Consider the following 23118-nt stretch of genomic DNA (forward strand, 5'->3'; position numbering starts at 1 on the left):
ATTCGGAGTAGACGCAAGTGCGGTTTGATAATCCTGCAATTCAAGAGTCAGTGAAACTGGGGGAGCGTCGTTCCTGGAATGCCCTCGTGCCCTCTTTGAAGTCGGGGGCCTGCAGTAGGCCGCGTTGCCCCTCGAATTCCCGTTCCAGGGTGGGGCCGAGTTCGGTCAGCGTGGCCGCGTTGATCGCGGCCTTGGTCTTGGCGAACGCCACCGCGGGGCCGGTCAGCAAGCGCGAAAGTACCTTGTCCACTTCGTCTTCGAAGTCGTCGGCGGGGTAGACCGCACTCACCAGACCCCACGACAGGGCCTCGGTGGCCGTGAGCCGCTCCGGCAGCAATGCCATCCGCATCGCCCTGATCCGGCCGACCGCCGCGGCGACCAGAGCCGATGCGCCGCCATCGGGCATCAAGCCGATTTTGGTGAATGCCAGCATGAAAAATGCTTCGTCACAAGCCAATACGACATCGCAAGCCAGGGCGATGGACACACCGACGCCGGCCGCCGGCCCCTGTACGACGGCAACCACAGGGCGCGGCAGTGTGGTGACGGCCCGGACCAGCCGGTTGATCTCAAGGATGATCCGGTCCGGCGGGACTCCGCCGCCGCTCGCCATGTCGTCGGCGCTGATGCCGGCCCCAGAGCTGAAGCCGCGTCCGGCGCCGCCGAGTCGCACCACGCGGATCTCCGGGTCGGAGGCTGCAGCCTCCATCGTGTCGGCGAGTCCGGTGATGACCGGCAGAGTCAGAGAGTTGAGGCTGTCGGGCCGGTTGATCGTCACCGACAGCACACCGGCGGTGAGCTCGACGTCGAGCCCGGCGACGGGAGTGAGAGCGGTAATTCCAGATTCGGACATGGGATTCACAGTAAGTGACCGGGTGTGGACCCGGCCTGCGCGGCCGGTTGAGGCTGCTGCGAAGATGCAATCAACCGGTTGTTAGGGCGTCAGAGCGGACGAAAGGTCGGTGCACCCGTGGCGGGACCGCTGAGTGGTTTACGAGTTGTCGAACTGGCGGGCATCGGGCCAGGCCCGCACGCCGCCATGATCCTGGGCGACCTGGGCGCTGATGTGGTTCGTGTGGACCGTCCGGGTCCCCGCGGTCCGGTCACGGACGCGATGAGCCGCAACCGGCGCATCGTCACCGCCGATCTGAAGTCCGCGGAGGGCCGTGATCTGGTGCTCAAGCTGATCGCGAAGGCTGACGTGCTCATCGAGGGCTACCGCCCGGGCGTCACCGAGCGGCTGGGGCTGGGTCCCGAAGACTGCGCGAAGGTCAACGAACGGTTGGTCTACGGGCGGATGACCGGCTGGGGCCAGACGGGCCCGCGCAGTCAGCAGGCCGGACACGACATCAACTACATCTCGCTTAACGGCATCCTGCACTCGATCGGCCGGGCGGGCGAGCGGCCGGTACCGCCGCTGAACCTGGTCGGCGACTTCGGTGGCGGCTCGATGTTCCTGCTGCTCGGCATCCTCTCGGCGCTCTGGGAGCGGCAGACCTCAGGCAAGGGCCAGGTGGTCGACGCCGCGATGGTCGACGGTTCCAGCGTTCTGGTGCAGATGATGTGGCAGATGCGGGCCTCGGGCATGTGGACCGACGCGCGGGGCACCAACATGCTCGACGGCGGCGCGCCCTACTACGACACCTATGAATGCGCCGACGGGCGCTATGTCGCCGTCGGCGCCATTGAACCGCAGTTCTACGCCGCGATGATTCAGGGCTTGGGGTTGGACGCGGCGACTCTGCCGCCGCAGAACGACGTCCAGCGCTGGCCCGAACTACGGGCTCGTCTGGTCGAGGCTTTCGGCAGCCGCGACCGCGACCACTGGGCCAAGGTGTTTGCCGACTCCGACGCGTGCGTGACGCCGGTGCTTGCGTTCGGCGAGGCGCACACCGAACCGCACATCACCGAGCGGAACACGTTCTACGAGGTCAACGGCAATCTGCAACCGATGCCCGCTCCGCGGTTCTCCCGCACCCCGGCGGATACGCCGCAGCCGGCGGAAGCGGTCGGGGACATCGAAGCGGTACTGGCGGACTGGGTATAACCCCAACCAATTGGTTGGTTGCGACGACGTAAGGGATACCGGCGCGGAGATCAGGGACGCCGTCGCAGTCGTCACCGGGGGCGGCCTCAGGGTTGGGACTGGCCATTATCGAGCGGCCGCTCGACGCCGGGCGCGCGAGTCATGAAAAGGATCTCCGGGGCTCATTCGCCCGTGGTGACCATCGCGCCGGCACTGTTCAAAACCTTTTGCTCGGTTCGCTTCCCGGGAAGCGCAGAAATCGCTGGGCAAGCAGGTCCCGCACCCGGCCCGGTTGGGCGACCCCGACGGGTACGGCGCACTGGCAGTGCAACCGGGCGATCCCGGATGGCGCCGCGCTGAGACTCGCCAGCGAGCCGAGCGAGCTCATCGGTTGGGTCGTGTGGCCGAGCCTGAACTTTGGCAGGTCCTTACTCGCACTTTCTCTCCAGATTTGCAGGCCGGGTGACTAGAGCCGCGGACCGGGGCTACCAACCTGCCCCGAAAACCGAAGAAGCCCCCCGCAAATGCGGGGGGCTCACATCGGAACCACTAGGTGGCTATCGACGAAACCATCGGGAGACGGTGGGTTCGGCCATCAGTAATCGTGCAATTACGCCCATGGGTTTTACCTCAGCTCGCTGTCGGCAGGGGTTGCCAGTCTTCGAACTGCTCCGAGGTCTCACCTTCCACCAGCACGTCGCCGTGGTAGAGAGCTTCGAAGTCAGCTTTGATGACGTCGGCACTCGAGTCGTCGATCCACATGAGACTGAGCGTAGGAGCCGCCCTTAAGGAATCGGTGAGTCACGGTTCGGAAAATGATGGCAATTCTTACCGGTGGGTAGGGTGTCGCCGTAGCGGGCCGGGGTAACCATTCTCGAACTGCTTGAACCATCCGCGACCTGCGGTCGTGTCAGAGTCGGGGTGTTGTTTGACACTTGTAAGTTAGCGTTGCTAAGTTAGCGCGGATATGTGTGCGGCCGGCTCGGGAGGGCGCCCGCCGGCTGCCGGAGGGACACAACATGTTGCAGGGGATCGCTCGACTGGCCATCGCGGCTCCGCGACGAATCATCGGAATAGCCGTTCTGGTATTCATCGCCGCCGCGATCTTCGGCGTTCCCGTCGCCAACAGCCTGTCGCCGGGGGGTTTCCAGGACCCACAATCGGAGTCGGCCCGCGCTATCGCGATCCTGACCGACAAGTTCGGCCAGAGCGGTCAGCAAATGCTGGTCCTGGTCACCGCGCCGGGCGGAGTGAACAGTGATCAGGCCCGCACCGTGGGCGTCGGCCTCGTCGATCAACTCGAGAAATCGCCGTTGGTATACAACGCCGCGTCACCCTGGACCACGCCGCCGCAGGCCGCCGCCGACCTGATCAGCAAGGACGGCAAGTCGGGACTTATCGTCGTCAATCTCAAAGGCGGAGAGGACGACGCGCAGAAAAACGCGCTGACTCTCTCCGACCAGTTTGTGCACGACCGCGACGGCGTCACCGTCCAGGCGGGCGGCTCGGCCATGGAATACGCCCAGATCAATAAGCAGAACCAGGCCGACCTGCTCGTCATGGAGATGATCGCGATTCCGTTCAGCTTCCTGGTATTGGTTTGGGTGTTCGGCGGCCTGCTCACGGCGGCGCTGCCGATGGCACTCGGGGCGCTGGCGGTGGTCGGTTCGATGTCGGTGCTGAGGTTGGTCACCTTAACCACGGAAGTGTCGATCTTCGCGCTGAACCTCAGCACCGCGCTGGGTCTGGCATTGGCGATCGACTACACACTGCTGATCATCAGCCGCTATCGCGACGAATTGGCCGAAGGCGCTGAGCGTGACGAGGCACTGATCCGCACCATGGCGACCTCCGGCCGCACCGTGCTGTTCTCAGCCGTCACCGTGGCGTTGTCCATGGCCGCCACGGTGGCCTTCCCGATGTACTTCCTCAAGTCGTTCGCCTATGCGGGTGTCGCAACGGTCGCCTTCGTAGCGACCGCCTCCATCGTGGTGACCCCGGCTGCCATCGTCCTGATGGGTCCGCGGATCGATGCCTTCGATATGCGACGCCTGGCGCGCCGGGCGATGCGCCGCCCGCAACCTGTGCACAAGCCCGTCGAAGAGCTGTTCTGGTACCGCTCGAGCAAGTTCGTGATGCGTCACTGGCTGCCGATCGGTTCTGCCGTCGTCGCCTTGCTGATGCTCCTCGGGCTGCCCTTCTTCTCCGTGAAGTGGGGGTTCCCGGACGACCGGGTGTTGCCGACCTCGGCCACGGCGCACCAAGTGGGCGACCAGCTGCGCAACAATTTCGCGCGTGATTCGGCCACTGCTGTGCCCGTCGTGATACCCGACGCCCGAGGCCTGACACCTGAGGACCTCAACCAATACGCGGCCGGGTTGTCTCTGGCGCCCGATGTGTCAGCGGTGTCCGCGCCGAGCGGGACGTTCGTCGGCGGAACGCTGTCCGGCCCGCCCGTCGGGCCCACCGGAATGCATGACGGCAGCGCTCTGCTCACCGTCAGCAGCACTGCGCCGCTGTTCTCGCAGGCTTCTGATAACCAGCTCAGGCGGCTGCATCAGGTGGTGGGACCCGCCGGCCGTTCGGTGGAGATGGCGGGTGTCGCGCAGGTCAACCGGGACAGCGTCGACGCGGTGACCGACCGGCTGCCCCTGGTGCTGGGACTGATGGCCGCGGTCACCTTCATCCTGCTGTTCCTGTTGACCGGCAGCGTGGTCTTGCCGTTGAAGGCTCTGATGCTGAACATGTTGTCGTTGAGCGCGGCGTTCGGCGCGCTGGTGTGGATCTTCCAGGACGGCAATCTGGGCGCGCTCGGCACCACCCCGAGCGGGACTTTAGTAGCGAACATGCCGGTGCTGCTGTTCTGTATCGCGTTCGGATTGTCGATGGACTACGAGGTGTTTCTGGTGTCTCGCATCCGCGAGTACTGGTTGGCATCAGGGGCGGCCCGGCCCGCCAAACCGACTTCTAGGCAGGCGCACGCCGCCAACGACGAAAGCGTGGCCCTCGGGGTCGCTCGTACCGGCCGGGTGATCACAGCGGCCGCGCTGGTGATGTCGATGTCCTTCGCGGCGCTGATCGCCGCGCACGTGTCGTTCATGCGGATGTTCGGCCTAGGTTTGACCTTGGCTGTGATCGCCGACGCCACCCTGGTTCGCATGGTGCTGGTGCCGGCTTTCATGCATGTCATGGGCCGGTGGAATTGGTGGGCTCCCAAACCGCTGGTGTGGGTACACGAGCGGTTCGGCATCAGCGAGGGCGGCGTGTTGGAGAAGCCGGCCGTGGCCGCCGGTCCCCGCCTCCCGAGCGAGGCCGACACCGCAAAGATGCCGACCCAGCGCAATGGACGGGACGTCCATGCGTCTGTGACGCGCCATGGTTGACGTGTCCGTCCGCGGACTCCGCCGCCAGCGTGCGCCGCGCGGATCGGGTGACCGGCTGCGCCACGAAATACTAGATGCGGCAACGGAATTGTTGCTTGAAACCGGGCATTCCCGGGCGGTGTCGATTCGATCGGTGGCGCAGCGCGTCGGGGTCACCTCGCCGTCCATCTATCTGCACTTTCAGGACAAGGACGCGTTGCTGGACGCGGTGTGCGCGCGCTACTTCGCTCGACTCGACGAGTTAATGGAGCGGGCCACCGCCGGGCGCGCCGGCACCGTCGATGCGCTGATGGCCCAGGGCATCGCTTACGTGCGATTCGCCCTGCAGACCCCGGAGCTGTACCGGCTCGCCACCATGGGCGAATGGCGCCCCGGAAGCAATGTCGATATAGCACTGGATAATTCGGCGTTCAAACACATGCGCACCTCGGTGCGAACACTGATGGACGAAGGTGTCTACCGAGACGACGATCCGACCATGATCGCTCTTGAGCTGTGGACCGCCGCGCACGGCGTGGCGGCCATTCTGATTGCTAAGCCGCATCTACCGTTCGGTGATGTCGACGAGTTTGCCGAACGCGTGTTGGGCGCCGTGCTGTGCGGTCACATGATGGCAGGCATCGCCGGCGCGGGCGCGACATCCCAGCGGCTGGTGAAATGGGTGATGAAGCAAAGCCCTTCGCAGGAGGCTGACATATGACGCCGCGTGTTGAGAACCCATTCTTCGCCCGGGTGTGGCCCGTCTTCGCCGCCCATGAGGCCGAGTCAGTGCGTACGCTGCGTCGAGAGAATCTGGCCGGACTTTCGGGTCGAGTGCTGGAAATCGGTGCTGGGAGCGGTACGAACTTCGCCTACTACCCTGACGCCGTTACGCACGTGGTGGCCGTAGAGCCTGAACCGAGGTTGGTGGACAAGGCCAGGCAGGCCGCCGCCGACGCGCCCATTCCCGTGGTGGTGAAAAACGAGATGGCCGAGGAGATCAGCGACGGGGAGCCCTTTGACGCGGTGGTGTGTTCGTTGGTGCTGTGCTCGGTACACGACCCGGAGGAGGTGCTGCGACGGTTGCACTCGCTGCTGCGGCCGGGCGGGGAATTGCGGTATATGGAGCACATCGCCAGCGCCGGCGTTCGGGGCCGATACCAAAGGTTCGTCGACGCCACCTTCTGGCCCAGACTCTTCGGCAACTGCCACACGCATCGCGATACCGAGCGCACAATCGTCGACGCCGGATTCGAAGTGCACATCTCACGGCGGGAGTGGACGTTGCCGGCCTGGGCGCCGTTGCCGGTGTCGGAACTGGCGCTGGGCAGGGCACGCCGGCCCTAGCCCGGTGTCCGACGGTAGTCGATGCGCAACGCCTGCCTGTCGCAATCTACCTGTCCAGCAATTCATTTCAGGAAGGCGACGACTGCTGCGGGTGACTGGGTCACAGCAGTTCGAACAAGATCGATCGGAATCCGCTTGTCCGAGAGATAAATTCATCTGCTTGGATCAGCGATCGCCCCGGGTCAGTCATGACGTGCTCGTCAATTTCCACGTCGCAGAACCTCAATTGGTCGCAGGAGAGCGGGTAAGGCGGCCCGGGTCGTAATCAATCGAATGATTCATCACCAAAACGCACATGGCGGATGCCGTCATCGGATAGATTCGCGCATCGCAAGCGACAGTGCCGTCGCAGACTTGCCGATGGTCGTGAGAAAGGCAGAGGTAGATGAACTTTTGGCGCTTGCCCCCCGAGGTCAACTCGATGCGGATGTTCACCGGCGCGGGGCCAGCGCCCATGTTGCAGGCTGGGGCGGCATGGAGCAGCTTGTCCGCCGAACTCGAGTCGGCAGCGGAGTCATTTTCGTCGCTGACCTCGGCCCTGGCTGCCCAGGCGTGGCAGGGCCCTGCCTCGCAACGCATGCTCGCTGCCGCCACGCCGTACGCGAGCTATCTGAGCGCCGCAGCGACCCAGGCCTCGGGAGCTTCCGCGCAGGCGCAGGCGGTCGCAAGCGCGTTTGAGGGGGCCCTGGCGGCCACGGTGCATCCCGCGGCGGTCGCCGCCAACCGTTCGGGCCTGGTGTCTCTGGTGCTGTCGAACCTGTTCGGACAGAACGCGCCGGCGATCGCCGCTGTGGAGAGCCTCTATGAGGAAATGTGGGCGCAGGACGTCGCAGCGATGGTCGGATATCACGCAGAGGCTTCAGCGGCGGCTGCGCAACTGCTCTCCGCGGCGGCCGCGCCGTTGCCGAATTTCGGTTACGGCAATGTGGGTCAGGGCAATGTCGGGTTCTTCAACAACGGCACCTTGAACTTCGGGATCTCCAATGTGAGTCCGAACTTCGCCCCGACCGATCCGATCAGTCTTTTCGGCGGGATCGGGATCGGCAATAACGGGTTGGAGAATGTCGGGTTCTTCAACAAGGGTTCGGTGAATATCGGGATCGGCAACGTGAGCCCGAACTTCACCCCGACCAACCCGATCACCCAGTTCGGTGCGTTGGGAATCGGCAACAACGGGTTGAACAACTTCGGGCTGTTCAACTCCGGTACCGGCAATAACGGCATCGCCAACAACGGGATCGGTAACACCGGTTTCCCGCTGGGCTTCCTGCAGCTGCTGGGTGCGGGTAACCAGGGCAACTTCAACCAGGGTTATTTCAACTTCGGCAACCACAACCTGGGCATCGGGTTGGTCGGGAACCATCTGGTCGGTATCGGTCCTTTGCACTTCAGCGACAGTGTGCTGCCTGTGGCGGCGGCCGCGCCGTTGCCGAATTTCGGTTACGGCAATGTGGGTCAGGGCAATGTCGGGTTCTTCAACAACGGCACCCTGAACTTCGGGATCTCCAATGTGAGTCCGAACTTCGCCCCGACCGATCCGATCAGTCTCTTCGGCGGGATCGGGATCGGAAATAAGGGGTTGGACAACCTCGGGTTCTTCAACAACGGCTCGGTGAATATCGGGATCGGCAACGTGAGCCCGAACTTCACGCCGACCGACCCGCTCACCCAGTTCGGTGCGTTGGGAATCGGCAACAACGGGTTGAACAATGTCGGGTTCTTCAACACCGGGGCCAATAACCAAGGTTTGCCGATACCGTTCCTGCAGTTGTTGGGCGCGGGTAACCAGGGCAACTTCAACCAGGGCTATTTCAACTTCGGCAACAACAACCTGGGCATCGGGCTGGTTGGCAATAATCTGATCGGTATCGGCCCCCTGCACGTCACCCGATAGCGCACCCGAAGCGGTTCCGCGCACTCAGTTGAACAGCGCGGGCAACCGCTCGAGCAGTCCGGGCAACGCCGTGCTCGCCGACTCGCGCACGCAGAGCGTGGCGTGTTGCGACAGCGGCGTGGCCTCCGGGTTGACTTCGATCACCGCTTTCCCGCGGGCAAGTGCCAACTCCGGCAGCCCGGCTGCCGGATAGACGATCGACGAGGTGCCGACCACGACCACGACGTCGGCATTCTCGGTGGCCTCGAGCGCGCTCTGCCATGGTGCCTGAGGCAGCGACTCGCCGAACCAGACGATGTCTGGCCGGATCAAACCTCCACAGTGACACACCGGCGGCTGCACTTCGATAGCCGCTTCGGTCATCACCGGCAGTGGGTCGGTATACCGCTTATTGCATCGCGCACAACGGAATTCGAAGAGGCTGCCATGCAGATGGTGCACCGGCGCGCTGCCCGCCCGTTCGTGCAGATCATCGACATTCTGCGTGACGACGGCGACCGCGGTGACATCCGGGTGCTGCTGCCACCGCGCGATCGCCCGGTGTCCCTCGTTGGGCTGGACGTCGGACACCAGATAGTGGCGCCACAGGTACCAGCCCCAGACACGCTCGGGGTTGCGTTCCCACCCCTGGACACTGGAGAGCTCGTATGGGTCGAATTGGGCCCACAATCCGTTTTTGTCGTCGCGGAACGTCGGTACCCCGCTCTCCGCGGAGATTCCCGCGCCGCTCAGCACCGTCACTCGCATCCCACAAAGATAGCCGTGGGTGGGCAATACTGGATGTGTGGAGTTGCGCGATTTGTTGAAGGTCGACGTGAAGGCGGGCAAGCCATTGTTCGACCAGCTCAGAACCGGAGTGATCGACGGGGTGCGGGCCGGTTCTCTGCCCCCGGGCACCCGACTGCCGACGGTGCGCGACCTGGCGGGCCAACTGGGCGTGGCCGCCAACACGGTAGCCCGCGCCTACCGCGAACTCGAATCCGCGGCGATCGTCGAAACGCGTGGACGCTTCGGCACTTTCATCTCCCGCTTCGATCCGACGGATGCCGCGATGGCGGCAGCGGCCAAGGAATACGTCGAAGTCGCCCGAGCACTCGGGCTGACCAAGTCCGACGCGATGCGCTATCTCACGAACGTGCCGGACGACTAGAGTTCCAGCAGCGTCACGTTCGGGCGCAGCGGATCGAGCAGCGGGACGCGGTACACCGCGGACAGCGCCGTGTTGAAGATCAGGCCGCGGCCCTTCGGCAGCCGAATGTCGCGGACAGCTCGGACGCCGGGCACCGTCTGGGCGAGCTCGGCGGCTTCGGACACCGACAGACTGAACGGCATCGGCGGCACCTTGTAGCGCAACGACGTGCGGATGCCCAACCGGCTGAACAGGCTGAACCAGCGCGGTGGTAGGTCGAAGAGCATCTGACCGCCGGGGAACCGCTTCGCGCATTCGGCGATGAGCCCCAGCGATTGCTCGGGTTGTAGATACATCAGCAGCCCCTCGGCGGTGATGAACACCCCGTGGGAGGAATCGACGGAGTCCATCCAGCGGTAGTCCAACGCCGATTGAGCCAGCACCGAGATCCGCGGCGACGACGGCAGCAGCCGGCTGCGGATCTCGATGATGGGCGGCAAATCCACTGTGAGCCAACGAAATTGGCTGCCGGGCAGAGCAGCCTCCAGCCGCCAGAAGCTGGTTTGCAGGCCTTCGGCCAGCGCCACCACGGTGGCTGACGGGTGAGTTTTCAGGTACGACATCGCGGCGTCGTCGAAGGCTCGTGCCCGGATCGCGATGTCCTGCCGGGTGGGCCCGAACTTGGCGAAGTCGAAATCGATGGAGTCGACCAGCACCACGGCCATCGGGTCGTCGATGAGCGCCCCGGCGCCCCGGCGCGCCTCGGTGGCTCGGGCATTGAGCGTCAGCAATGCGGTTTCCGAGACGCCGGTGAGTGCGACCTTGTGGGTGGCGGGCCGCTGGGCACTCACGTCAGTACCTTCGCCAGGGTGCGCAGATTGCGCGACGTGGTCGACGACTTGTAACGCCTTTTTCCCATGGTCTTGCCGATGGTGCTGTCCAGTGTGCTGCCCTTGGGCACCTGCCAGTAGATGACCCCCTTGCCTCGTTCGATCTTCTCCTCGGGCCCAGGGGCCAGCTGTGCCAACTCGTCGAGAATGTCGGCGTCGGAGACGAACGTGACGTAGGACTGGTAGCCGTCGACCTCGCGCTCGAAGGGGTACGCCTTCTCGATGGCACGAACGGTGTCCAGGTCATAGGCCAGCACCCAGGCGTCGTAGCCGAACCGGTCCCGTAAGGCGGTTTCGGCTTTCTTGCGCACCGTCGCGACCCCGGCCGAGGATTCCAGCAGCACGTTGCCGTTGGCCAGGATGGTGCGCACATTCTGAAATCCCGCGCAGGTCAGCGCGTCGGCCACCTCGGACATCTTTAGGTTGACGCCTCCGACATTGACGCCGCGCAGGAATGCTGCGTACTTGGTCATCGATTTATTTCACCAGGCGCCACGGGAGCCGAGAAGACTGGTGGCGTTGTGGGCCGGGCCCCCTTCCCGGGCAACGTAGGCTTTCGGCATGGGACGCCAAGTCTTCGACGACAAACTGTTGGCCGTGATCAGTTGCAACTCGATCGGGGTGCTGGCCACCATCAAACGCGATGGGCGACCCCAGCTGTCGAACGTGCAATATCACTTCGACGCTCGCAGTCTGGCGCTACAGGTGTCGATCACTGAGCCGCGGGCCAAGACCCGCAACCTGCGCCGGGATCCGCGCGCATCACTGTTGGTCGACGCCGACGACGGCTGGTCGTACGCGGTCGCGGAAGGCGTGGCCGAACTGACCCCGCCGGCCGCCGCGCCCGACGACGATACCGTCGAGGCCCTGATTGCCTTGTACCGCAACATCGCTGGTGAACATCCGGATTGGGACGAATATCGCGAGGCCATGGTCACCGATCGGCGGGTGCTGCTGACTATGCCGATCTCGCACGTGTACGGCATGCCGCCCGGCAGGCGGTGACCATTTCGACCCGTACCCGTTAGGCTGCGGGTATGGCCGAATCGAACGCCCCGGAATCGTCTGATCCGCCCGAGGACGAAAACAAGCGCAAGTTCCGCGAAGCGCTCGAACGCAAGCAGGCGAAGTCGTCCGGTGGATCCGAGCATCGAGACGGCGGCGGCAAGCAGTCGCGCGCACACGGCGCGGTCGGAAACCGTCGGGAGTTCCGCCGCAAGAGCGGCTAGCCGGTCCCCGAAAGCATTGTCGCCGAAGCAGACTCGGTATTGAGTGGACGCTGCGCCAGCGGGGTGACGGTGCCGTTCTAGACTATCTGGGTGCCGAAGTTGCAGCTTGTTCAAGACCCGGACGCTGACGCGCTGCTGGACTCGAACCCGTTCGCCTTGCTGATCGGGATGCTCCTCGATCAGCAGGTGCCGATGGAGACGGCGTTCGCCGGCCCGAAGAAGATCGCCGAACGCATGGGCGGCCTCGATGCCGCCGAGATCGCCGATTACGACCCGGACAAGTTCGCCGCCCTCTGCTCGGAAAAGCCTGCCATTCATCGCTTTCCGGGGTCGATGGCCAAGCGCATCCAGACCCTCGCGCAGATCGTCGTGGACCGCTACGGCGGCGACGCCGCGGCGCTGTGGACGGCCGGTGAACCCGATGGCAAGGAACTGCTCAAGCGGCTCAAGGGTTTGCCCGGATTCGGTGAGCAGAAAGCCCAGATCTTCCTTGCGCTGCTGGGCAAGCAGTACGGTGTCACGCCGACCGGCTGGCGTGCCGCGGCGGGTGAATTCGGCAAGGCGGGCACTTATCTGTCTGTGGCAGATATCGTCGATGCGGAATCACTGGGCCAAGTGCGGTCATACAAGAAGCAGATGAAGGCATCGGCTTCCGGGAAACCCAAAGGAAAGGCGGCAACGTGAAGACACACATCACGTGTCCGTGCGGCGAAGCCATTGTCGGCAAGGACGAGGATGAGCTGGTTGAACTGACTCAGGCCCACCTCGCCAGCGTTCACCCGGGTCTCGAGTACGACCGCGACGCGATCTTGTTCATGGCGTATTAGCCTCAGCCGCGCTCTCGCCGCACCGCGGCGGTCGCTACGGCACTACCGTCGAGCCGATGGTGGGCATGAACTGGCACTGACGATCTTTGGTGGTGACCTGCCCGAAGATCGTCGACATGATGCTGCCCGAGCCGGTGTCGACGATCGCGGTCAGCGTGGTCGGGCCTGCCCCGTTGATGTCGGTGCGCGGTTTGAGGGTGGCGCTGCCCGACTTGCCGGTGGTCAGGTTGATCCAGGTGACGTTCAGCGGCAGGCGCTGCACGTCCGCGGGTCCCGGTGTGCCGATCGCCGTGAACACGTAAGCGGTCTGGCCCGCTCCGGGTCCCGGCGTCGGAATGGTGGCCGGTCCGGCTACCGACAAGGCGGTGGCCAGGGCGTTCGTGCCATCCCCGAGGCAGTTTGTCCCGATCGAGGGGTACATGAAGTCCTGGGCGGGCGGCGCATCGGGACCGAACCCGGGAGCCGCGGCGGCCGGAGCCGCAGCAGGCGCCGGTGCCGGAGCCGGCGCCGGGGCCGGTTGTGCGGCCGGAGCCGGTGATGCCGCAGGTGCGGCCGCCGGCGCGGGTGCAGGTGCGGCCGCCGGCGCGGGTACTGCCCGCGGCGCCGGTTCCGGCCCGGGAGGCGGGGGAGCGACCGGCCGGGGACTGACGACCGAGGGCATCGCATCCGGCGCGGGTCCGGCCGCGTGGGCGGGGTCGATCCCGGTCGGCAGGTGCGGGAGCGTCCCGGGTTCCACTCCGGGTGGTGGCACATGCGGTACCGCCGGCACCTGACTGCTCAGATGTGGTGTGCCGGCGGGGTCGGCGACGAATTCATGGACCGATGAGGCCACGTTCTTGGCCTCGCTCGGTGCCGTCGGATTATGTGTGAATGCCTGGGCGGCAGCCATCAGAAGTTGGGTCGCCTGCGCCGGATTGCCCGCCGCCTGCTGAATTATCGGACTCAACTCGGTCAACGCCGGCAGCCCCGGTAGCTGTTGAGCGGGGTTGGCCGGCGGTGTCGTGGGTTCGGCTGCCGCGCTCGGGCTGAGCATGAGCGCGGCAGCCGATGTGACGACGACTGCGGCCAGACCTTTGGACAGACTCCAAGTGCTTGCCACGGTATTTCTCCCGGGTTGTTGGTGGTAGGTCAGCCGTCGTTGACTACGGGACTCAGGGCAACGCAGCGAGCAACGTCTGCGGCCCGCTCGGCGCCGACGCGCCGGGAGCACCGACACCCGAGAGGCCCGGAATCCCTGCGGTCAAGGCCGGCAGAGCAGCTTGGGCAAGCCCTGGAATCGCCGTCGCCAATCCGGGCAACGACGATGCCGGCGTCGCAGGCGCCGCGGGCGCCACCGGAGCAGTAACGCCCGGGATCGGCGTGTTCACCCCGGGGATGGGAAGCGACGCCGGGGCGGGTGCGGCCGGAGCTGCGGGGGCGGTGAGGCCCGGCAGGGGAGCGTTCACGCCGGGAATCGACGGCACCGATGCCGGGGCGGGTGCGGCCGGAGCTGCGGGGGCGGTGAGCCCGGGCAGGGGAGCGTTCACGCCGGGAATCGACGGGACCGACGCCGGGGCGGGTGCGGCCGGGGCGGCGGGAGCGGTGAGTCCGGGCAGCGGAGCGTTTACACCGGGGATGGCCGGTGTGGCGGCCGGGGCGGTCGCCGGCGCCGGAGCGGTCGCCCCCGGTATCACGGAAGGCAGGTTCAACCCACCCGGAGCCGCAGGCGCCGGGTCCGGTGCGTGAAGCACACCTTGCGGCGCCGGCGGCGTGGCACCGAGGGCCGTTGCCAGGTTCTGCAGGATTTGCGGGGCGTTAGCTGCGGAGGCGATCAGCTGCTGCGGAATGTTCGGCTGTGCCGGCGCGGGTGCGGGGTCGGCGTGAGCGATGCCGCCGGTCAGTAAGGCGGCGGACGAGCCGACCAGAACGGCGGCGGCTCGGACGAAAGTCCAGATGGTTGGCATGACTCTCCCTGGTTGTCGATGACTGGTCCCAGAGCCGAAGCTAGCTTGGTACAGAAGTGACTCAAGTGACACGTGTGGCATTTATGCGATCGTTACCGAGACGAGTGGCGGCGGTGACCGGCCACCTGGGAATCGTGTTCGCGCCGTTATACAAGGGCTCGGCGCGCGACCGGGTCGGTAAAGTCGGGCCGATAGACACGACTTCGGCCGCCCAAGCGCCAGGAACCTACCGGCGTCGCCGCAACTTGCTGCAGACATCGGCGCTGCCGCTGTTGATCCTCAGCATCGGTGCGCGCTTCGCTTGGACCTACCTGGCGCGCAACGGAGCGAACTTCGTCGACCTGCATGTTTATGTCGGGGGCGCCGCTGCGCTGGACCATCCCGGAACTCTGTACAGCTACGTCTACGCTGACCAGACCCCCGATTTCCCGCTGCCGTTCACCTATCCGCCGTTTGCCGCAGTGGTCCTCTACCCGGTGCACTTCGTGCCGTTCGGGCTGCTGGCGTTGCTGTGGCACGTCGCAATCGTGGCGGCGCTGTATGCAGTGGTGCGCGTCAGCCAACGGCTGATCGGCGACTCTGCCAACCGGTCCGCAGCCATGGTGTGGACCGCGGTCACCATCTGGATCGAGCCGCTGCGCAGCAACTTCGATTACGGGCAGATCAACGTGTTCCTGGTGCTGGCGGTGCTCTGGGCTGTCTACACGACGAAGTGGTGGCTGTCCGGAACGCTGGTGGGGGTGTCGGCGGGCGTCAAGTTGACCCCGGCGGTCGCCGGCGTCTATCTGCTCGGTGCGCGCCGGTGGTCGGCGGCCCTGTTCTCGCTGGCGGTGTTCCTGCTCACCATCGGGGTGTCCCTGTTCGTGGTCGGCGACCAGGCGCGTTACTACTTCACGGACCTGCTCGGCGACGCGCGGCGGGTCGGTCCCATCGCGACGTCGTTCAACCAGTCCTGGCGCGGCGCGATCTCGCGCATTCTCGGGTACGACGCCGGCTACGGGCCGCTGGTTCTGGTCGCGATCGCGATCACGGCCGTGGTCGCCGTGCTGGCATGGCGGGCGCTGGACGACTCCGACGTGCTGGGCAGGCTGCTCGTGGTCGAACTGTTCGGCCTGCTGCTCTCGCCGATTTCGTGGACGCACCACTGGGTATGGTTGGTGCCGCTGATGATCTGGCTGATTCACGGACCGCTGCGCGAGCGGCTCGCAGCGAAGGTCCTCGGTTGGGGCTGGCTGGCGCTCACCGTGGTGGGGGTGCCGTGGTTGCTCAGCTTCGAGCAGCCGACCATCTGGGTGATCAGCCGGCCGTGGTATCTGGCCTGGGCCGGATCGGTCTATGTGGTGGCGACGCTGGCGACGCTGGGATGGATCGCCACGACACGATCGGCGCGGCGAGCCACGCTGGGTAACGCCGCTTCGACCGGTTAGGCCGGCGACGCCTGGCCGAGGATGCCGTTGATGTCGCGGGCCATATCGAGGTCCTTGCCGGTGATTCCACCCTCGGAATGCGTGACCAACACGAAAGTCACTGTCCGCCAACGGATGTCGATATCCGGGTGATGATCTTTGGCCTCGGCGTGTTCGCCGACCCGGCGGACGGCGTCGATGCCGGCCAAGAAAGCCGGGAATTTGACGGAGCGGCGCAACGCGCCGTCGGCGCGCTCCCACCCATCCAGGTCGGCCAGGGCAGCGTCTACTTGCTCATCGGTGAGAACAGCCATGATTCGACGGTATACCGTCACTGGGCATGCCGACCCAGATCGTCGTCGCCGGCGCCATCATCCGGAACGGCACGGTCCTGTTGGCGCAACGTCTCCGCCCCCCAGAACTGGCAGGCCGTTGGGAGTTGCCCGGTGGCAAGGTGGGCCACGGAGAAACCGAGCTCGGGGCCCTGGCCCGTGAGCTGGCCGAGGAGTTGGGAGTCGATGTGACCGTCGGTGACCGGCTCGGTGATGACGTGGTGCTCAGTGAGACGACGCTGCTGCGGGCTTATTGCGTCGGTTTGTCAGAAGGCGAGCCACACCCGCGCGACCATCAGGCGCTGCGCTGGGTCAGCGCCGGCGAGCTCGCCGAGGTCGACTGGGTGCCGGCCGATCGCGCCTGGCTGGCCGACCTGACTCGGGCGTTGGGCTGACGGCGCCCGACCGTCGGGCCGCCATGACGGTCGCAACAGCCACCCGGCCGAAAATGACGCGACTCCGGTGAGCCGGCCGCAATCTACGTTCGCCGACCGTGGTGAGCTGCCCAGTTCGCTATCCCGGCCCCCCACTGCCACAATCACCGACGTGCCATTCCGCAATGTCGCCATCGTCGCGCACGTCGACCACGGCAAAACCACCCTGGTCGACGCGATGCTGCGGCAGTCGGGCGCGCTGCACCACCGCGGTGACGACACCCAGGAACGCATCATGGACAGCGGTGACCTCGAAAAGGAAAAAGGCATCACCATCCTGGCGAAGAACACGGCGGTACACCGTCACAACGCGGACGGGACGGTCACAGTAATAAATGTCATCGACACGCCCGGGCATGCCGACTTCGGCGGCGAGGTGGAGCGCGGCCTGTCCATGGTCGACGGGGTGCTGCTGCTGGTCGACGCGTCGGAGGGCCCGCTGCCGCAAACCAGGTTCGTGCTGCGCAAGGCGCTGACCGCGCACCTGCCGGTGATCCTGGTGGTCAACAAGACCGACCGGCCCGACGCACGTATCTCCGAGGTTGTCGACGCCAGCCACGACCTGCTGCTCGACGTCGCATCCGACCTCGACCACGAGGCCGCCAAGGCGGCCGAGCATGCGCTGGGCCTGCCGACCCTGTATGCCTCCGGTCGGGCCGGCATCGCCAGCACCGAGCCGCCCGCCGACGGCGAAGTGCCCGCCGGCCACAACCTCGACCCGCTGTTCGAGGTGCTGATGGAACACATCCCCGCGCCCTCCGGCGACCCCGAGGCACCTCTGCAGGCTCTGGTGACCAACCTTGACGCTTCGGCGTTTCTCGGTCGACTGGCCCTGATCCGTATCTACAACGGCAAGCTGCGCAAGGGCCAGCAAGTGGCATGGATGCGTGAGGTGGACGGAGTGCCCGTCATCACCAACGCCAAGATCACCGAACTGTTGGCCACCGAGGGCGTCGAGCGCAGCCCCACGGAGGAAGCGGCCGCAGGAGACATCGTGGCCGTAGCAGGGCTGCCCGAGATCATGATCGGTGACACCCTGGCCGACCCCGACCATGCTCATGCGCTACCGCGGATCACTGTTGACGAGCCGGCCATCTCGGTGACCATCGGCACCAACACCTCGCCGCTGGCCGGCAAGGTGTCTGGGCACAAGCTGACCGCGCGCATGGTCCGTAACCGGCTGGACGCCGAGTTGGTCGGCAACGTGTCGATCCGGGTCGTCGACATCGGCCGGCCCGACGCGTGGGAGGTTCAGGGCCGGGGCGAACTGGCGCTGGCCGTGTTGGTCGAGACGATGCGGCGGGAGGGATTCGAGCTCACCGTCGGCAAGCCCCAGGTGGTCACCAGGACGATCGACGGTCGGCTGCACGAGCCGTTCGAGGCGATGACGATCGATTGCCCCGACGAATTCGTCGGCGCGATAACGCAATTGATGGCCGCGCGCAAGGGCCGCATGGAGGAGATGACCAACCACGCCGCCGGGTGGGTCCGGATGGACTTCATCGTGCCCAGCCGCGGCCTGATCGGTTTCCGTACCGACTTCCTGACCCTGACGCGCGGCACCGGTATCGCCAACGCGGTGTTCGACGGCTACCGCCCGTGGGCCGGTGAGATCCGGGCCCGCCACACCGGCTCGCTGGTGTCCGATCGTGCCGGTGTCATCACCCCGTTCGCGCTGATCCAACTCGCCGACCGCGGCCAGTTCTTCGTCGAACCCGGCCAGGAGACTTATGAAGGCATGGTCGTCGGGATCAATCCACGGGCCGAGGATCTCGATATCAACGTCACCCGGGAGAAGAAGCTCACCAACATGCGGTCCTCGACTGCGGACGTCATCGAGACCCTGGCCAAGTCGCTCGAGCTGGACCTCGAACAGGCGATGGAGTTCTGTGCGCAAGACGAGTGCGTCGAGGTGACTCCGGAGATCGTCCGGGTTCGCAAGGTGGAGTTGGACGCCACCTCACGTGCCCGCAGCCGATCCCGTGCCAAGGCCCGCGGGTAGGCCGCGTGCGCCTCGATACCCTGATGGGCGTGCTGCACCGAGCCCGCCACGTCCTGGTGGCGATCGGCGTGCTGGTGGCGGCGATCGGGCTGGTGTTGTCCGGCTGCACCGTGAGCCCGCCGCCGGCCCCGCAGAGTACCGACACCCCGCATAACACTCCGCCGCCACCGCAGCGCCCCACCCAGATCATCATGGGTATCGACTCGATCGGGGCCGGCTTCAACCCGCACCTGGTCTCCGATCTGTCCCCGGTGAACGCGGCAATCAGCGCCCTGGTGCTGCCGAGCGCGTTCCGTCCGCTGCCCGATCCCACCTCGTCGACGGGATCGCGCTGGGAAATGGACCCCACGCTGTTGGTGTCGGCGGACGTGACGAGCGAGAACCCGTTCACGGTGACCTACAAGATCCGGCCGGAGGCACAGTGGACCGACAACGCCCCGATTGCGGCCGATGACTTCTGGTACCTGTGGCGGCAGATGGTCAGCCAGCCCGGCGTGGTGGACCCGGCCGGCTATGACCTCATCACCTCTGTCCAATCGCTGGAAGGTGGCAAGCAGGCCGTCGTCACCTTCGCCCAGCCGTACCCGGCGTGGCGGGAGTTGTTCAACAACCTGTTGCCCGCGCACATCGTCAAGGACGTCCCCGGCGGGTTCTCCTCCGGCCTGGCCCGCGCGCTGCCCGTCACCGGCGGGCAGTTCCGGGTGGAGAACATCGACCCACAGCGCGACGAGATTCTGATCGCCCGCAACGACCGCTACTGGGGACCGCCCGCCAAACCGGCGCTGATCCAGTTCCGCCGGGCCGGTGCCCCGGCGGCGTTGGCCGATTCGGTGCGCAATGGCGACACTCAGGTAGCCCAGGTGCACGGCGGATCGGCGGCATTCGCCCAGCTGTCGGCGATTCCCGACGTGCGGACCGCCCGCATCGTGACACCCCGGGTAATGCAGATGACACTGCGCGCGAACGAGCCCAAGCTGGCCGATTCCCAAGTGCGCAAGGCGATTCTGGGTCTGGTCGACGTTGACCTGCTCGCCGCGGTAGGGGCGGGCAGCGACAACACCGTCACCCTGGCACAGGCGCAGATCCGTTCGCCCAGTGACCCCGGTTATGTGCCGACCGCACCGCCGGCCATGAGTACGCCGGCGGCGCTTGGGCTGCTGGAGTCGGCTGGCTTTCAAATAGAAAGCATCACATCGGTTTCCGCGGCGCCCGCTTCGACGGCGCCGGTGAGCACCGGGCCGCCGGAAGTCATCCGTGGCCGAGTCAGCAAGGACGGCAAGCAGTTGTCCCTGGTGATCGGGGTAGCAGTCAACGACCCGACGTCGGTGGCGGTGGCCAACACCGCCGCCGACCAACTGCGCAACGTCGGCATCGCCGCAAGCGTGCTGGCGCTGGATCCGGTGACGCTGTATCGCGATGCGCTGAATAACCACGAGGTGGACGCGTTGGTGGGCTGGCATCAGGCCGGGGGAAACCTGGCCACGTCCTTGGCGTCCCGATTCAGTTGCCCGGCTCTGCAGGCGACCGAGGTGCCCGCTCCCAACGCGCCGACCACTGCCGCGCCGACACCCTCTTCGGCTACCCAACAGGCCGGTCCGGACCTCACGTCGCCACCGACGAGCCCGGGCCGGCCACCCGAGCCCGGCGCGCTGGTGAAAGCGCCGTCGAACCTGACCGGAATCTGCGACCGCAGCATCGAGTCGAATATCGACGCCGCCCTCAGCGGCACCAAGAACATCAACGATGTGATCGCTGCGGTGGAGCCGCGACTGTGGAACATGTCCACCGTCTTGCCCATCCTGCAGGACACCACCATCGTCGCGGCGGGACCCAGCGTGCAGAACGTCAGCCTGACCGGCGCGGTGCCAGTCGGCATCGTCGGTGACGCCGGCCAGTGGGTCAAGACTGGGCAATAGCCCGAATTTGATGCCATACAGATCATTTCGGCGTCATCCCAAGACTGCTTGCTCGGCTCGGGGCTTGATGCGGACCGGCCAATCGGGCCCGCGACAAATTGTTACAAAATCCATGTTTAGAAATCGCATGCTCCGGTCAACCCCCGCGATACGCTTCGGTCGGGGGTAGAGGGCACCTGATCGGGCCGGGGTAAGCCAGCAATCGTTGCGGTGAGGGGTCGGTCCATGTCATCTGTCTTTGTCGAGCCACCAATGGTGTCGGCGTTCGCAACCAATCTGTCCGGTATCGGGTCTGCGCTCGGTGCTGCCAATGCGGCAGCGGCTGCCTCGACCACGGGCTTGCTCGCCGCGGCCGCCGACGAAGTGTCGGTGCAGATCGCGGCGCTGTTTTCGGAGAATGCGGCGGGATATCAACGGGTCAGCGCACAGGTCGCGGCTTCCTACGAACAGTTCGTACGAACCGTGACGGCCGGGGCCAACGCGTATGCGGCAGCTGAGGCAAATACCATGCAGAACTTGGTGAATGGGCTGGCGGCTCCGGCGGTGTCGCTGGACGGTCTGGGCCAGGCTTATGCCGGGTTCACCGGGAATCTGGTCAACGCCGAGGTGTCGTTCAACCAGTCCCTGGTGGGTGCCGAGGTAGCGGTGCGGCAGGCTCTCCTGGGCGGCGGTAACGTCCTGTCCAGGGCTGCGGACGCCGGCCTGAATTTCGCCAACTCATTCGTGGGTGGCGGCCAGCAGGCCGTCAATCTGCTTTTGGGAGCACAAGTTCCGGCCAACTTCAATGCCAGTCTGGCCATCGACAGTGCCCTGGACGCCAACATCGGACCGGGCCTGCTTTCGGGTGCGTTCACCGGCGGGCTCTCCGGCCTCGGCGCGCAGCTCAACGCTGCCCTGTCAGGTGCCCTCAGCGGCGGACTGCCCGACTTAGCCGCTGTGGGTAATGCGTTCGCGGCCAACGTGAATGCCGGGCTTGCGGGGCTCGCCCAGACTGGTGGCATGCTGGCTACCGGCCTGAGTTCGGGTCTGGCCGGACTGGCGCAGACCGGCGGCTCGTTGGCTGCCAATCTCAACGCGGCGCTGTCCGGCTTGCCGGTCGGCTTGAACGTGAGCCTGCCCGCCCTGACGGGCGGGTTCACCGCGAATCTGCCTGCGCTGGTTGCCAATTTCACGGCCGGCTTCCCGGCGCTGGGCGCTCAGCTCAGTACCGCGCTGAACGGGGCGCTGTCGGGGAACCTGGGGCTTCCCGGCTTCACGCTGCCCGGCTTCAACTTCACGATTCCGAATTTCACGCTGCCCAATCTGACGTTGCCCAACTTCGCGCTGCCCGACTTCAGGGCGTTGACTCAGGCCGGCGCCACGCTGGCAGGCAACTTCAACGCCGTGCTGTCCGGGCTGGGGGCCAACATCAATGTCGGCCTGCCGGCTTTGGGGGGTCAGATCAACGCGGCACTCACCGGAGCCCTCAACGGCGACACCACGGGACTTACCGCTCTGGTGAATACGGTCGCAGGTCTTCCGACGGCCGGGCTTGCGGGCTTCGAACGGCTGCAGCGCGGCGCCCTGAGTGGGTTGGTCGCCAGCGAAATCGCGTTCAACCAGGGTCTCGTCGCCAACGAGCGGGCGCTGGTTGCCGGGCTGCTGGGCCCGGCAGCGCTGATCGGCCCCGCCGGCTTCGCCCTCAATGCCGGAAACCTGTTGCTCGGTACCGGTGAACAGCTCGTCAATGCCGTCGTCGGGGCCCCTGCGGCCAACCTGACCAGCAGCCTGCTCGTCAGTCCCGCGCTCACTGTCGGCGGTGGCTTCCCGGCGGGCGGCGGCTTGACCGGCGTTGCCCACCAACTGCTGTCGCTCAACGCGGCGCTGGGCGGCCTGCCTGGCGTGAACGCCTCGTTGCTGACTCAGCTGGGCCTCACCCCGGCCGGCTTGCAGGCAATGGTCAACAACCAGTTGGCATTCAATGCCGCCCTGGTCGCCAACGAGCAGATGTTCCAAACCCTCGTCTTCGGGACGGGTGGCGCCCTCAACGGCGCCGTGAACAATGCCTTCAATGGCCTTAATCTGCTCCTGGTAGGCACACCCCAAGGCGTCATCAACGCGCTGTTGGGCGCGCCCGCAGTGGATTTGACGGGCAGCCTGCTGGTCAGCGCCCCCGGAGATGTCTTCGGCGGCCTGACGGCCGGTGGTCTGCTGGGTGCCTTCGAACAGAAGTGGTTGTTCGACGGCGCCGTGCTGAGCAGTCTCCTCTCGCCGATCCAGTTGACACTCACCGGCGGACTACCGAGCCTGCTGACTCAGCTGAATGCCACATTGACGGGCGCTCTCGGCGGCAATGTGGGCGGCACGGTCGGAGGCACGGTCAACGTCAACGGGTAACCGCC

23 protein-coding genes and 2 pseudogenes are annotated in these 23118 nt (G+C 65.9%); 17 read left to right on the forward strand and 8 right to left on the reverse strand.

The window, feature by feature from the left end; all coding sequences use genetic code 11:
• Positions 1 to 40: 40 nt before the first annotated feature.
• Positions 41 to 853 (reverse strand): enoyl-CoA hydratase, encoded by an 813-nt coding sequence (locus ACX9NE_RS03345; protein WP_459359811.1) that lies wholly within the window; start codon positions 851 to 853, stop codon positions 41 to 43.
• Between the two features lie 117 nt (positions 854 to 970).
• Between ACX9NE_RS03345 and ACX9NE_RS03350 the strand changes: the two genes are divergently transcribed.
• The 3 genes and pseudogenes from ACX9NE_RS03350 to ACX9NE_RS03360 all read left to right on the forward strand — a co-directional run.
• The gene (locus ACX9NE_RS03350) at positions 971 to 2047 is read left to right on the forward strand and encodes a CaiB/BaiF CoA transferase family protein (RefSeq protein ID WP_459359810.1); all 1077 of its coding nucleotides are present in this window, start codon (positions 971 to 973) and stop codon (positions 2045 to 2047) included.
• A 49-nt stretch (positions 2048 to 2096) separates the two neighbouring features.
• Positions 2097 to 2208 (forward strand): annotated as a pseudogene (locus tag ACX9NE_RS03355) (3-hydroxyacyl-CoA dehydrogenase); the annotation flags it as partial.
• Positions 2209 to 2218: 10 nt separating this feature from the next.
• Positions 2219 to 2354 (forward strand): annotated as a pseudogene (locus ACX9NE_RS03360) (3-hydroxyacyl-CoA dehydrogenase); the annotation flags it as partial.
• A gap of 302 nt (positions 2355 to 2656) precedes the next feature.
• On the opposite strand, the gene ACX9NE_RS03365 reads toward ACX9NE_RS03360, so the two are convergent.
• Positions 2657 to 2788: a hypothetical protein gene (locus tag ACX9NE_RS03365; protein WP_459359809.1), complete on the reverse strand. Its 132-nt coding sequence runs from the start codon at positions 2786 to 2788 to the stop codon at positions 2657 to 2659.
• A 257-nt stretch (positions 2789 to 3045) separates the two neighbouring features.
• Here ACX9NE_RS03365 and ACX9NE_RS03370 point away from each other — a divergent pair, with 257 nt between their 5' ends.
• The 4 genes from ACX9NE_RS03370 (at position 3046) to ACX9NE_RS03385 (ending at position 8629) form a co-directional block, all read left to right on the forward strand.
• Complete coding sequence (locus tag ACX9NE_RS03370; RefSeq protein WP_459359808.1) at positions 3046 to 5409, forward strand: MMPL family transporter; 2364 nt, start codon at positions 3046 to 3048, stop codon at positions 5407 to 5409.
• A complete protein-coding gene (locus tag ACX9NE_RS03375) occupies positions 5402 to 6109 on the forward strand; it encodes a TetR/AcrR family transcriptional regulator (protein WP_459359807.1) in 708 nt (235 codons plus the stop codon). Before ACX9NE_RS03370 ends, ACX9NE_RS03375 begins: the two co-directional genes overlap by 8 nt.
• Positions 6106 to 6735, forward strand: coding sequence for a class I SAM-dependent methyltransferase (locus ACX9NE_RS03380; RefSeq protein ID WP_459359806.1), 630 nt, complete (start codon positions 6106 to 6108; stop codon positions 6733 to 6735). Before ACX9NE_RS03375 ends, ACX9NE_RS03380 begins: the two co-directional genes overlap by 4 nt.
• Before the next feature lie 385 nt (positions 6736 to 7120).
• Positions 7121 to 8629 (forward strand): PPE family protein, encoded by a 1509-nt coding sequence (locus ACX9NE_RS03385; protein ID WP_459359805.1) that lies wholly within the window; start codon positions 7121 to 7123, stop codon positions 8627 to 8629.
• 24 nt (positions 8630 to 8653) lie between these two features.
• Here the strand turns inward: ACX9NE_RS03385 and ACX9NE_RS03390 are convergent, their stop codons facing one another.
• Positions 8654 to 9376, reverse strand: coding sequence for an NAD-dependent deacylase (locus ACX9NE_RS03390; protein ID WP_459359804.1), 723 nt, complete (start codon positions 9374 to 9376; stop codon positions 8654 to 8656).
• A 37-nt stretch (positions 9377 to 9413) separates the two neighbouring features.
• Between ACX9NE_RS03390 and ACX9NE_RS03395 the strand changes: the two genes are divergently transcribed.
• Complete coding sequence (locus ACX9NE_RS03395; protein WP_459359803.1) at positions 9414 to 9779, forward strand: GntR family transcriptional regulator; 366 nt, start codon at positions 9414 to 9416, stop codon at positions 9777 to 9779.
• On the opposite strand, the gene ACX9NE_RS03400 is transcribed toward ACX9NE_RS03395, so the two are convergent.
• Both ACX9NE_RS03400 and ACX9NE_RS03405 read right to left on the reverse strand, forming a co-directional pair.
• Positions 9776 to 10609 (reverse strand): class I SAM-dependent methyltransferase, encoded by an 834-nt coding sequence (locus ACX9NE_RS03400; protein ID WP_459359802.1) that lies wholly within the window; start codon positions 10607 to 10609, stop codon positions 9776 to 9778. The two genes, ACX9NE_RS03395 and ACX9NE_RS03400, sit on opposite strands and share 4 nt — an antisense overlap.
• Positions 10606 to 11121 carry a DUF1697 domain-containing protein gene (locus ACX9NE_RS03405; protein ID WP_459359801.1) on the reverse strand — a complete coding sequence of 172 codons (516 nt, stop codon included), beginning with the start codon at positions 11119 to 11121 and terminating at the stop codon, positions 10606 to 10608. Before ACX9NE_RS03405 ends, ACX9NE_RS03400 begins: the two co-directional genes overlap by 4 nt.
• Before the next feature lie 88 nt (positions 11122 to 11209).
• Between ACX9NE_RS03405 and ACX9NE_RS03410 the strand changes: the two genes are divergently transcribed.
• From ACX9NE_RS03410 to ACX9NE_RS03425, 4 genes are all read left to right on the forward strand, one after another.
• On the forward strand, positions 11210 to 11653 hold the full coding sequence (locus ACX9NE_RS03410) for a PPOX class F420-dependent oxidoreductase (protein WP_459359800.1): 444 nt from the start codon (positions 11210 to 11212) through the stop codon (positions 11651 to 11653).
• Between the two features lie 32 nt (positions 11654 to 11685).
• Complete coding sequence (locus tag ACX9NE_RS03415; RefSeq protein WP_459359799.1) at positions 11686 to 11877, forward strand: DUF5302 domain-containing protein; 192 nt, start codon at positions 11686 to 11688, stop codon at positions 11875 to 11877.
• Positions 11878 to 11967: 90 nt separating this feature from the next.
• Positions 11968 to 12561 (forward strand): HhH-GPD-type base excision DNA repair protein, encoded by a 594-nt coding sequence (locus tag ACX9NE_RS03420; RefSeq protein ID WP_459359798.1) that lies wholly within the window; start codon positions 11968 to 11970, stop codon positions 12559 to 12561.
• Entirely contained in the window at positions 12558 to 12704 is a 147-nt protein-coding gene (locus tag ACX9NE_RS03425; RefSeq protein WP_003875447.1) for a hypothetical protein, read from the forward strand. The genes ACX9NE_RS03420 and ACX9NE_RS03425 overlap by 4 nt, the downstream gene beginning before the upstream one ends.
• Before the next feature lie 34 nt (positions 12705 to 12738).
• Here ACX9NE_RS03425 and ACX9NE_RS03430 read toward each other — a convergent pair whose 3' ends face one another.
• Both ACX9NE_RS03430 and ACX9NE_RS03435 read right to left on the reverse strand, forming a co-directional pair.
• Positions 12739 to 13803 (reverse strand): Rv1157c family protein, encoded by a 1065-nt coding sequence (locus ACX9NE_RS03430; RefSeq protein ID WP_459359797.1) that lies wholly within the window; start codon positions 13801 to 13803, stop codon positions 12739 to 12741.
• A gap of 52 nt (positions 13804 to 13855) precedes the next feature.
• A complete protein-coding gene (locus tag ACX9NE_RS03435; protein WP_459359796.1) occupies positions 13856 to 14647 on the reverse strand; it encodes a hypothetical protein in 792 nt (263 codons plus the stop codon).
• Between the two features lie 83 nt (positions 14648 to 14730).
• Between ACX9NE_RS03435 and ACX9NE_RS03440 the strand changes: the two genes are divergently transcribed.
• Complete coding sequence (locus tag ACX9NE_RS03440) at positions 14731 to 16074, forward strand: mannosyltransferase (RefSeq protein WP_459360055.1); 1344 nt, start codon at positions 14731 to 14733, stop codon at positions 16072 to 16074.
• Here the strand turns inward: ACX9NE_RS03440 and ACX9NE_RS03445 are convergent.
• A complete protein-coding gene (locus tag ACX9NE_RS03445; protein ID WP_459359795.1) occupies positions 16071 to 16367 on the reverse strand; it encodes a 4a-hydroxytetrahydrobiopterin dehydratase in 297 nt (98 codons plus the stop codon). The two genes, ACX9NE_RS03440 and ACX9NE_RS03445, sit on opposite strands and share 4 nt — an antisense overlap.
• A gap of 26 nt (positions 16368 to 16393) precedes the next feature.
• Between ACX9NE_RS03445 and ACX9NE_RS03450 the strand changes: the two genes are divergently transcribed.
• From ACX9NE_RS03450 to ACX9NE_RS03465, 4 genes are all read left to right on the forward strand, one after another.
• Complete coding sequence (locus ACX9NE_RS03450; RefSeq protein WP_459359794.1) at positions 16394 to 16780, forward strand: (deoxy)nucleoside triphosphate pyrophosphohydrolase; 387 nt, start codon at positions 16394 to 16396, stop codon at positions 16778 to 16780.
• A 151-nt stretch (positions 16781 to 16931) separates the two neighbouring features.
• A complete protein-coding gene (gene typA, locus ACX9NE_RS03455) occupies positions 16932 to 18821 on the forward strand; it encodes a translational GTPase TypA (protein WP_459359793.1) in 1890 nt (629 codons plus the stop codon).
• Positions 18822 to 18844: 23 nt separating this feature from the next.
• Positions 18845 to 20737, forward strand: a complete 1893-nt coding sequence (locus ACX9NE_RS03460; protein WP_459360054.1) for an ABC transporter family substrate-binding protein — start codon at positions 18845 to 18847, stop codon at positions 20735 to 20737.
• A gap of 225 nt (positions 20738 to 20962) precedes the next feature.
• Positions 20963 to 23113, forward strand: a complete 2151-nt coding sequence (locus ACX9NE_RS03465; RefSeq protein WP_459359792.1) for a PE domain-containing protein — start codon at positions 20963 to 20965, stop codon at positions 23111 to 23113.
• The last annotated feature ends 5 nt before the right edge of the window (positions 23114 to 23118 follow it).

The sequence above is a fragment of the Mycobacterium sp. ML4 genome (assembly GCF_054515735.1).

What these genes read in the sequence shown, in the direction of transcription:
- ACX9NE_RS03345 (WP_459359811.1), bottom strand. Translation starts at nt 853, where the DNA reads ATGTCCGAATCTGGAATTACCGCTCTCACTCCCGTCGCCGGGCTCGAC.
- ACX9NE_RS03365 (WP_459359809.1), bottom strand. Translation starts at nt 2,788, where the DNA reads ATGTGGATCGACGACTCGAGTGCCGACGTCATCAAAGCTGACTTCGAA.
- ACX9NE_RS03370 (WP_459359808.1), top strand. Translation starts at nt 3,046, where the DNA reads ATGTTGCAGGGGATCGCTCGACTGGCCATCGCGGCTCCGCGACGAATC.
- ACX9NE_RS03375 (WP_459359807.1), top strand. Translation starts at nt 5,402, where the DNA reads ATGGTTGACGTGTCCGTCCGCGGACTCCGCCGCCAGCGTGCGCCGCGC.
- ACX9NE_RS03380 (WP_459359806.1), top strand. Translation starts at nt 6,106, where the DNA reads ATGACGCCGCGTGTTGAGAACCCATTCTTCGCCCGGGTGTGGCCCGTC.
- ACX9NE_RS03385 (WP_459359805.1), top strand. Translation starts at nt 7,121, where the DNA reads ATGAACTTTTGGCGCTTGCCCCCCGAGGTCAACTCGATGCGGATGTTC.
- ACX9NE_RS03390 (WP_459359804.1), bottom strand. Translation starts at nt 9,376, where the DNA reads ATGCGAGTGACGGTGCTGAGCGGCGCGGGAATCTCCGCGGAGAGCGGG.
- ACX9NE_RS03405 (WP_459359801.1), bottom strand. Translation starts at nt 11,121, where the DNA reads ATGACCAAGTACGCAGCATTCCTGCGCGGCGTCAATGTCGGAGGCGTC.
- ACX9NE_RS03410 (WP_459359800.1), top strand. Translation starts at nt 11,210, where the DNA reads ATGGGACGCCAAGTCTTCGACGACAAACTGTTGGCCGTGATCAGTTGC.
- ACX9NE_RS03415 (WP_459359799.1), top strand. Translation starts at nt 11,686, where the DNA reads ATGGCCGAATCGAACGCCCCGGAATCGTCTGATCCGCCCGAGGACGAA.
- ACX9NE_RS03435 (WP_459359796.1), bottom strand. Translation starts at nt 14,647, where the DNA reads ATGCCAACCATCTGGACTTTCGTCCGAGCCGCCGCCGTTCTGGTCGGC.
- ACX9NE_RS03440 (WP_459360055.1), top strand. Translation starts at nt 14,731, where the DNA reads ATGCGATCGTTACCGAGACGAGTGGCGGCGGTGACCGGCCACCTGGGA.
- ACX9NE_RS03445 (WP_459359795.1), bottom strand. Translation starts at nt 16,367, where the DNA reads ATGGCTGTTCTCACCGATGAGCAAGTAGACGCTGCCCTGGCCGACCTG.
- ACX9NE_RS03450 (WP_459359794.1), top strand. Translation starts at nt 16,394, where the DNA reads ATGCCGACCCAGATCGTCGTCGCCGGCGCCATCATCCGGAACGGCACG.
- ACX9NE_RS03460 (WP_459360054.1), top strand. Translation starts at nt 18,845, where the DNA reads ATGGGCGTGCTGCACCGAGCCCGCCACGTCCTGGTGGCGATCGGCGTG.
- ACX9NE_RS03465 (WP_459359792.1), top strand. Translation starts at nt 20,963, where the DNA reads ATGTCATCTGTCTTTGTCGAGCCACCAATGGTGTCGGCGTTCGCAACC.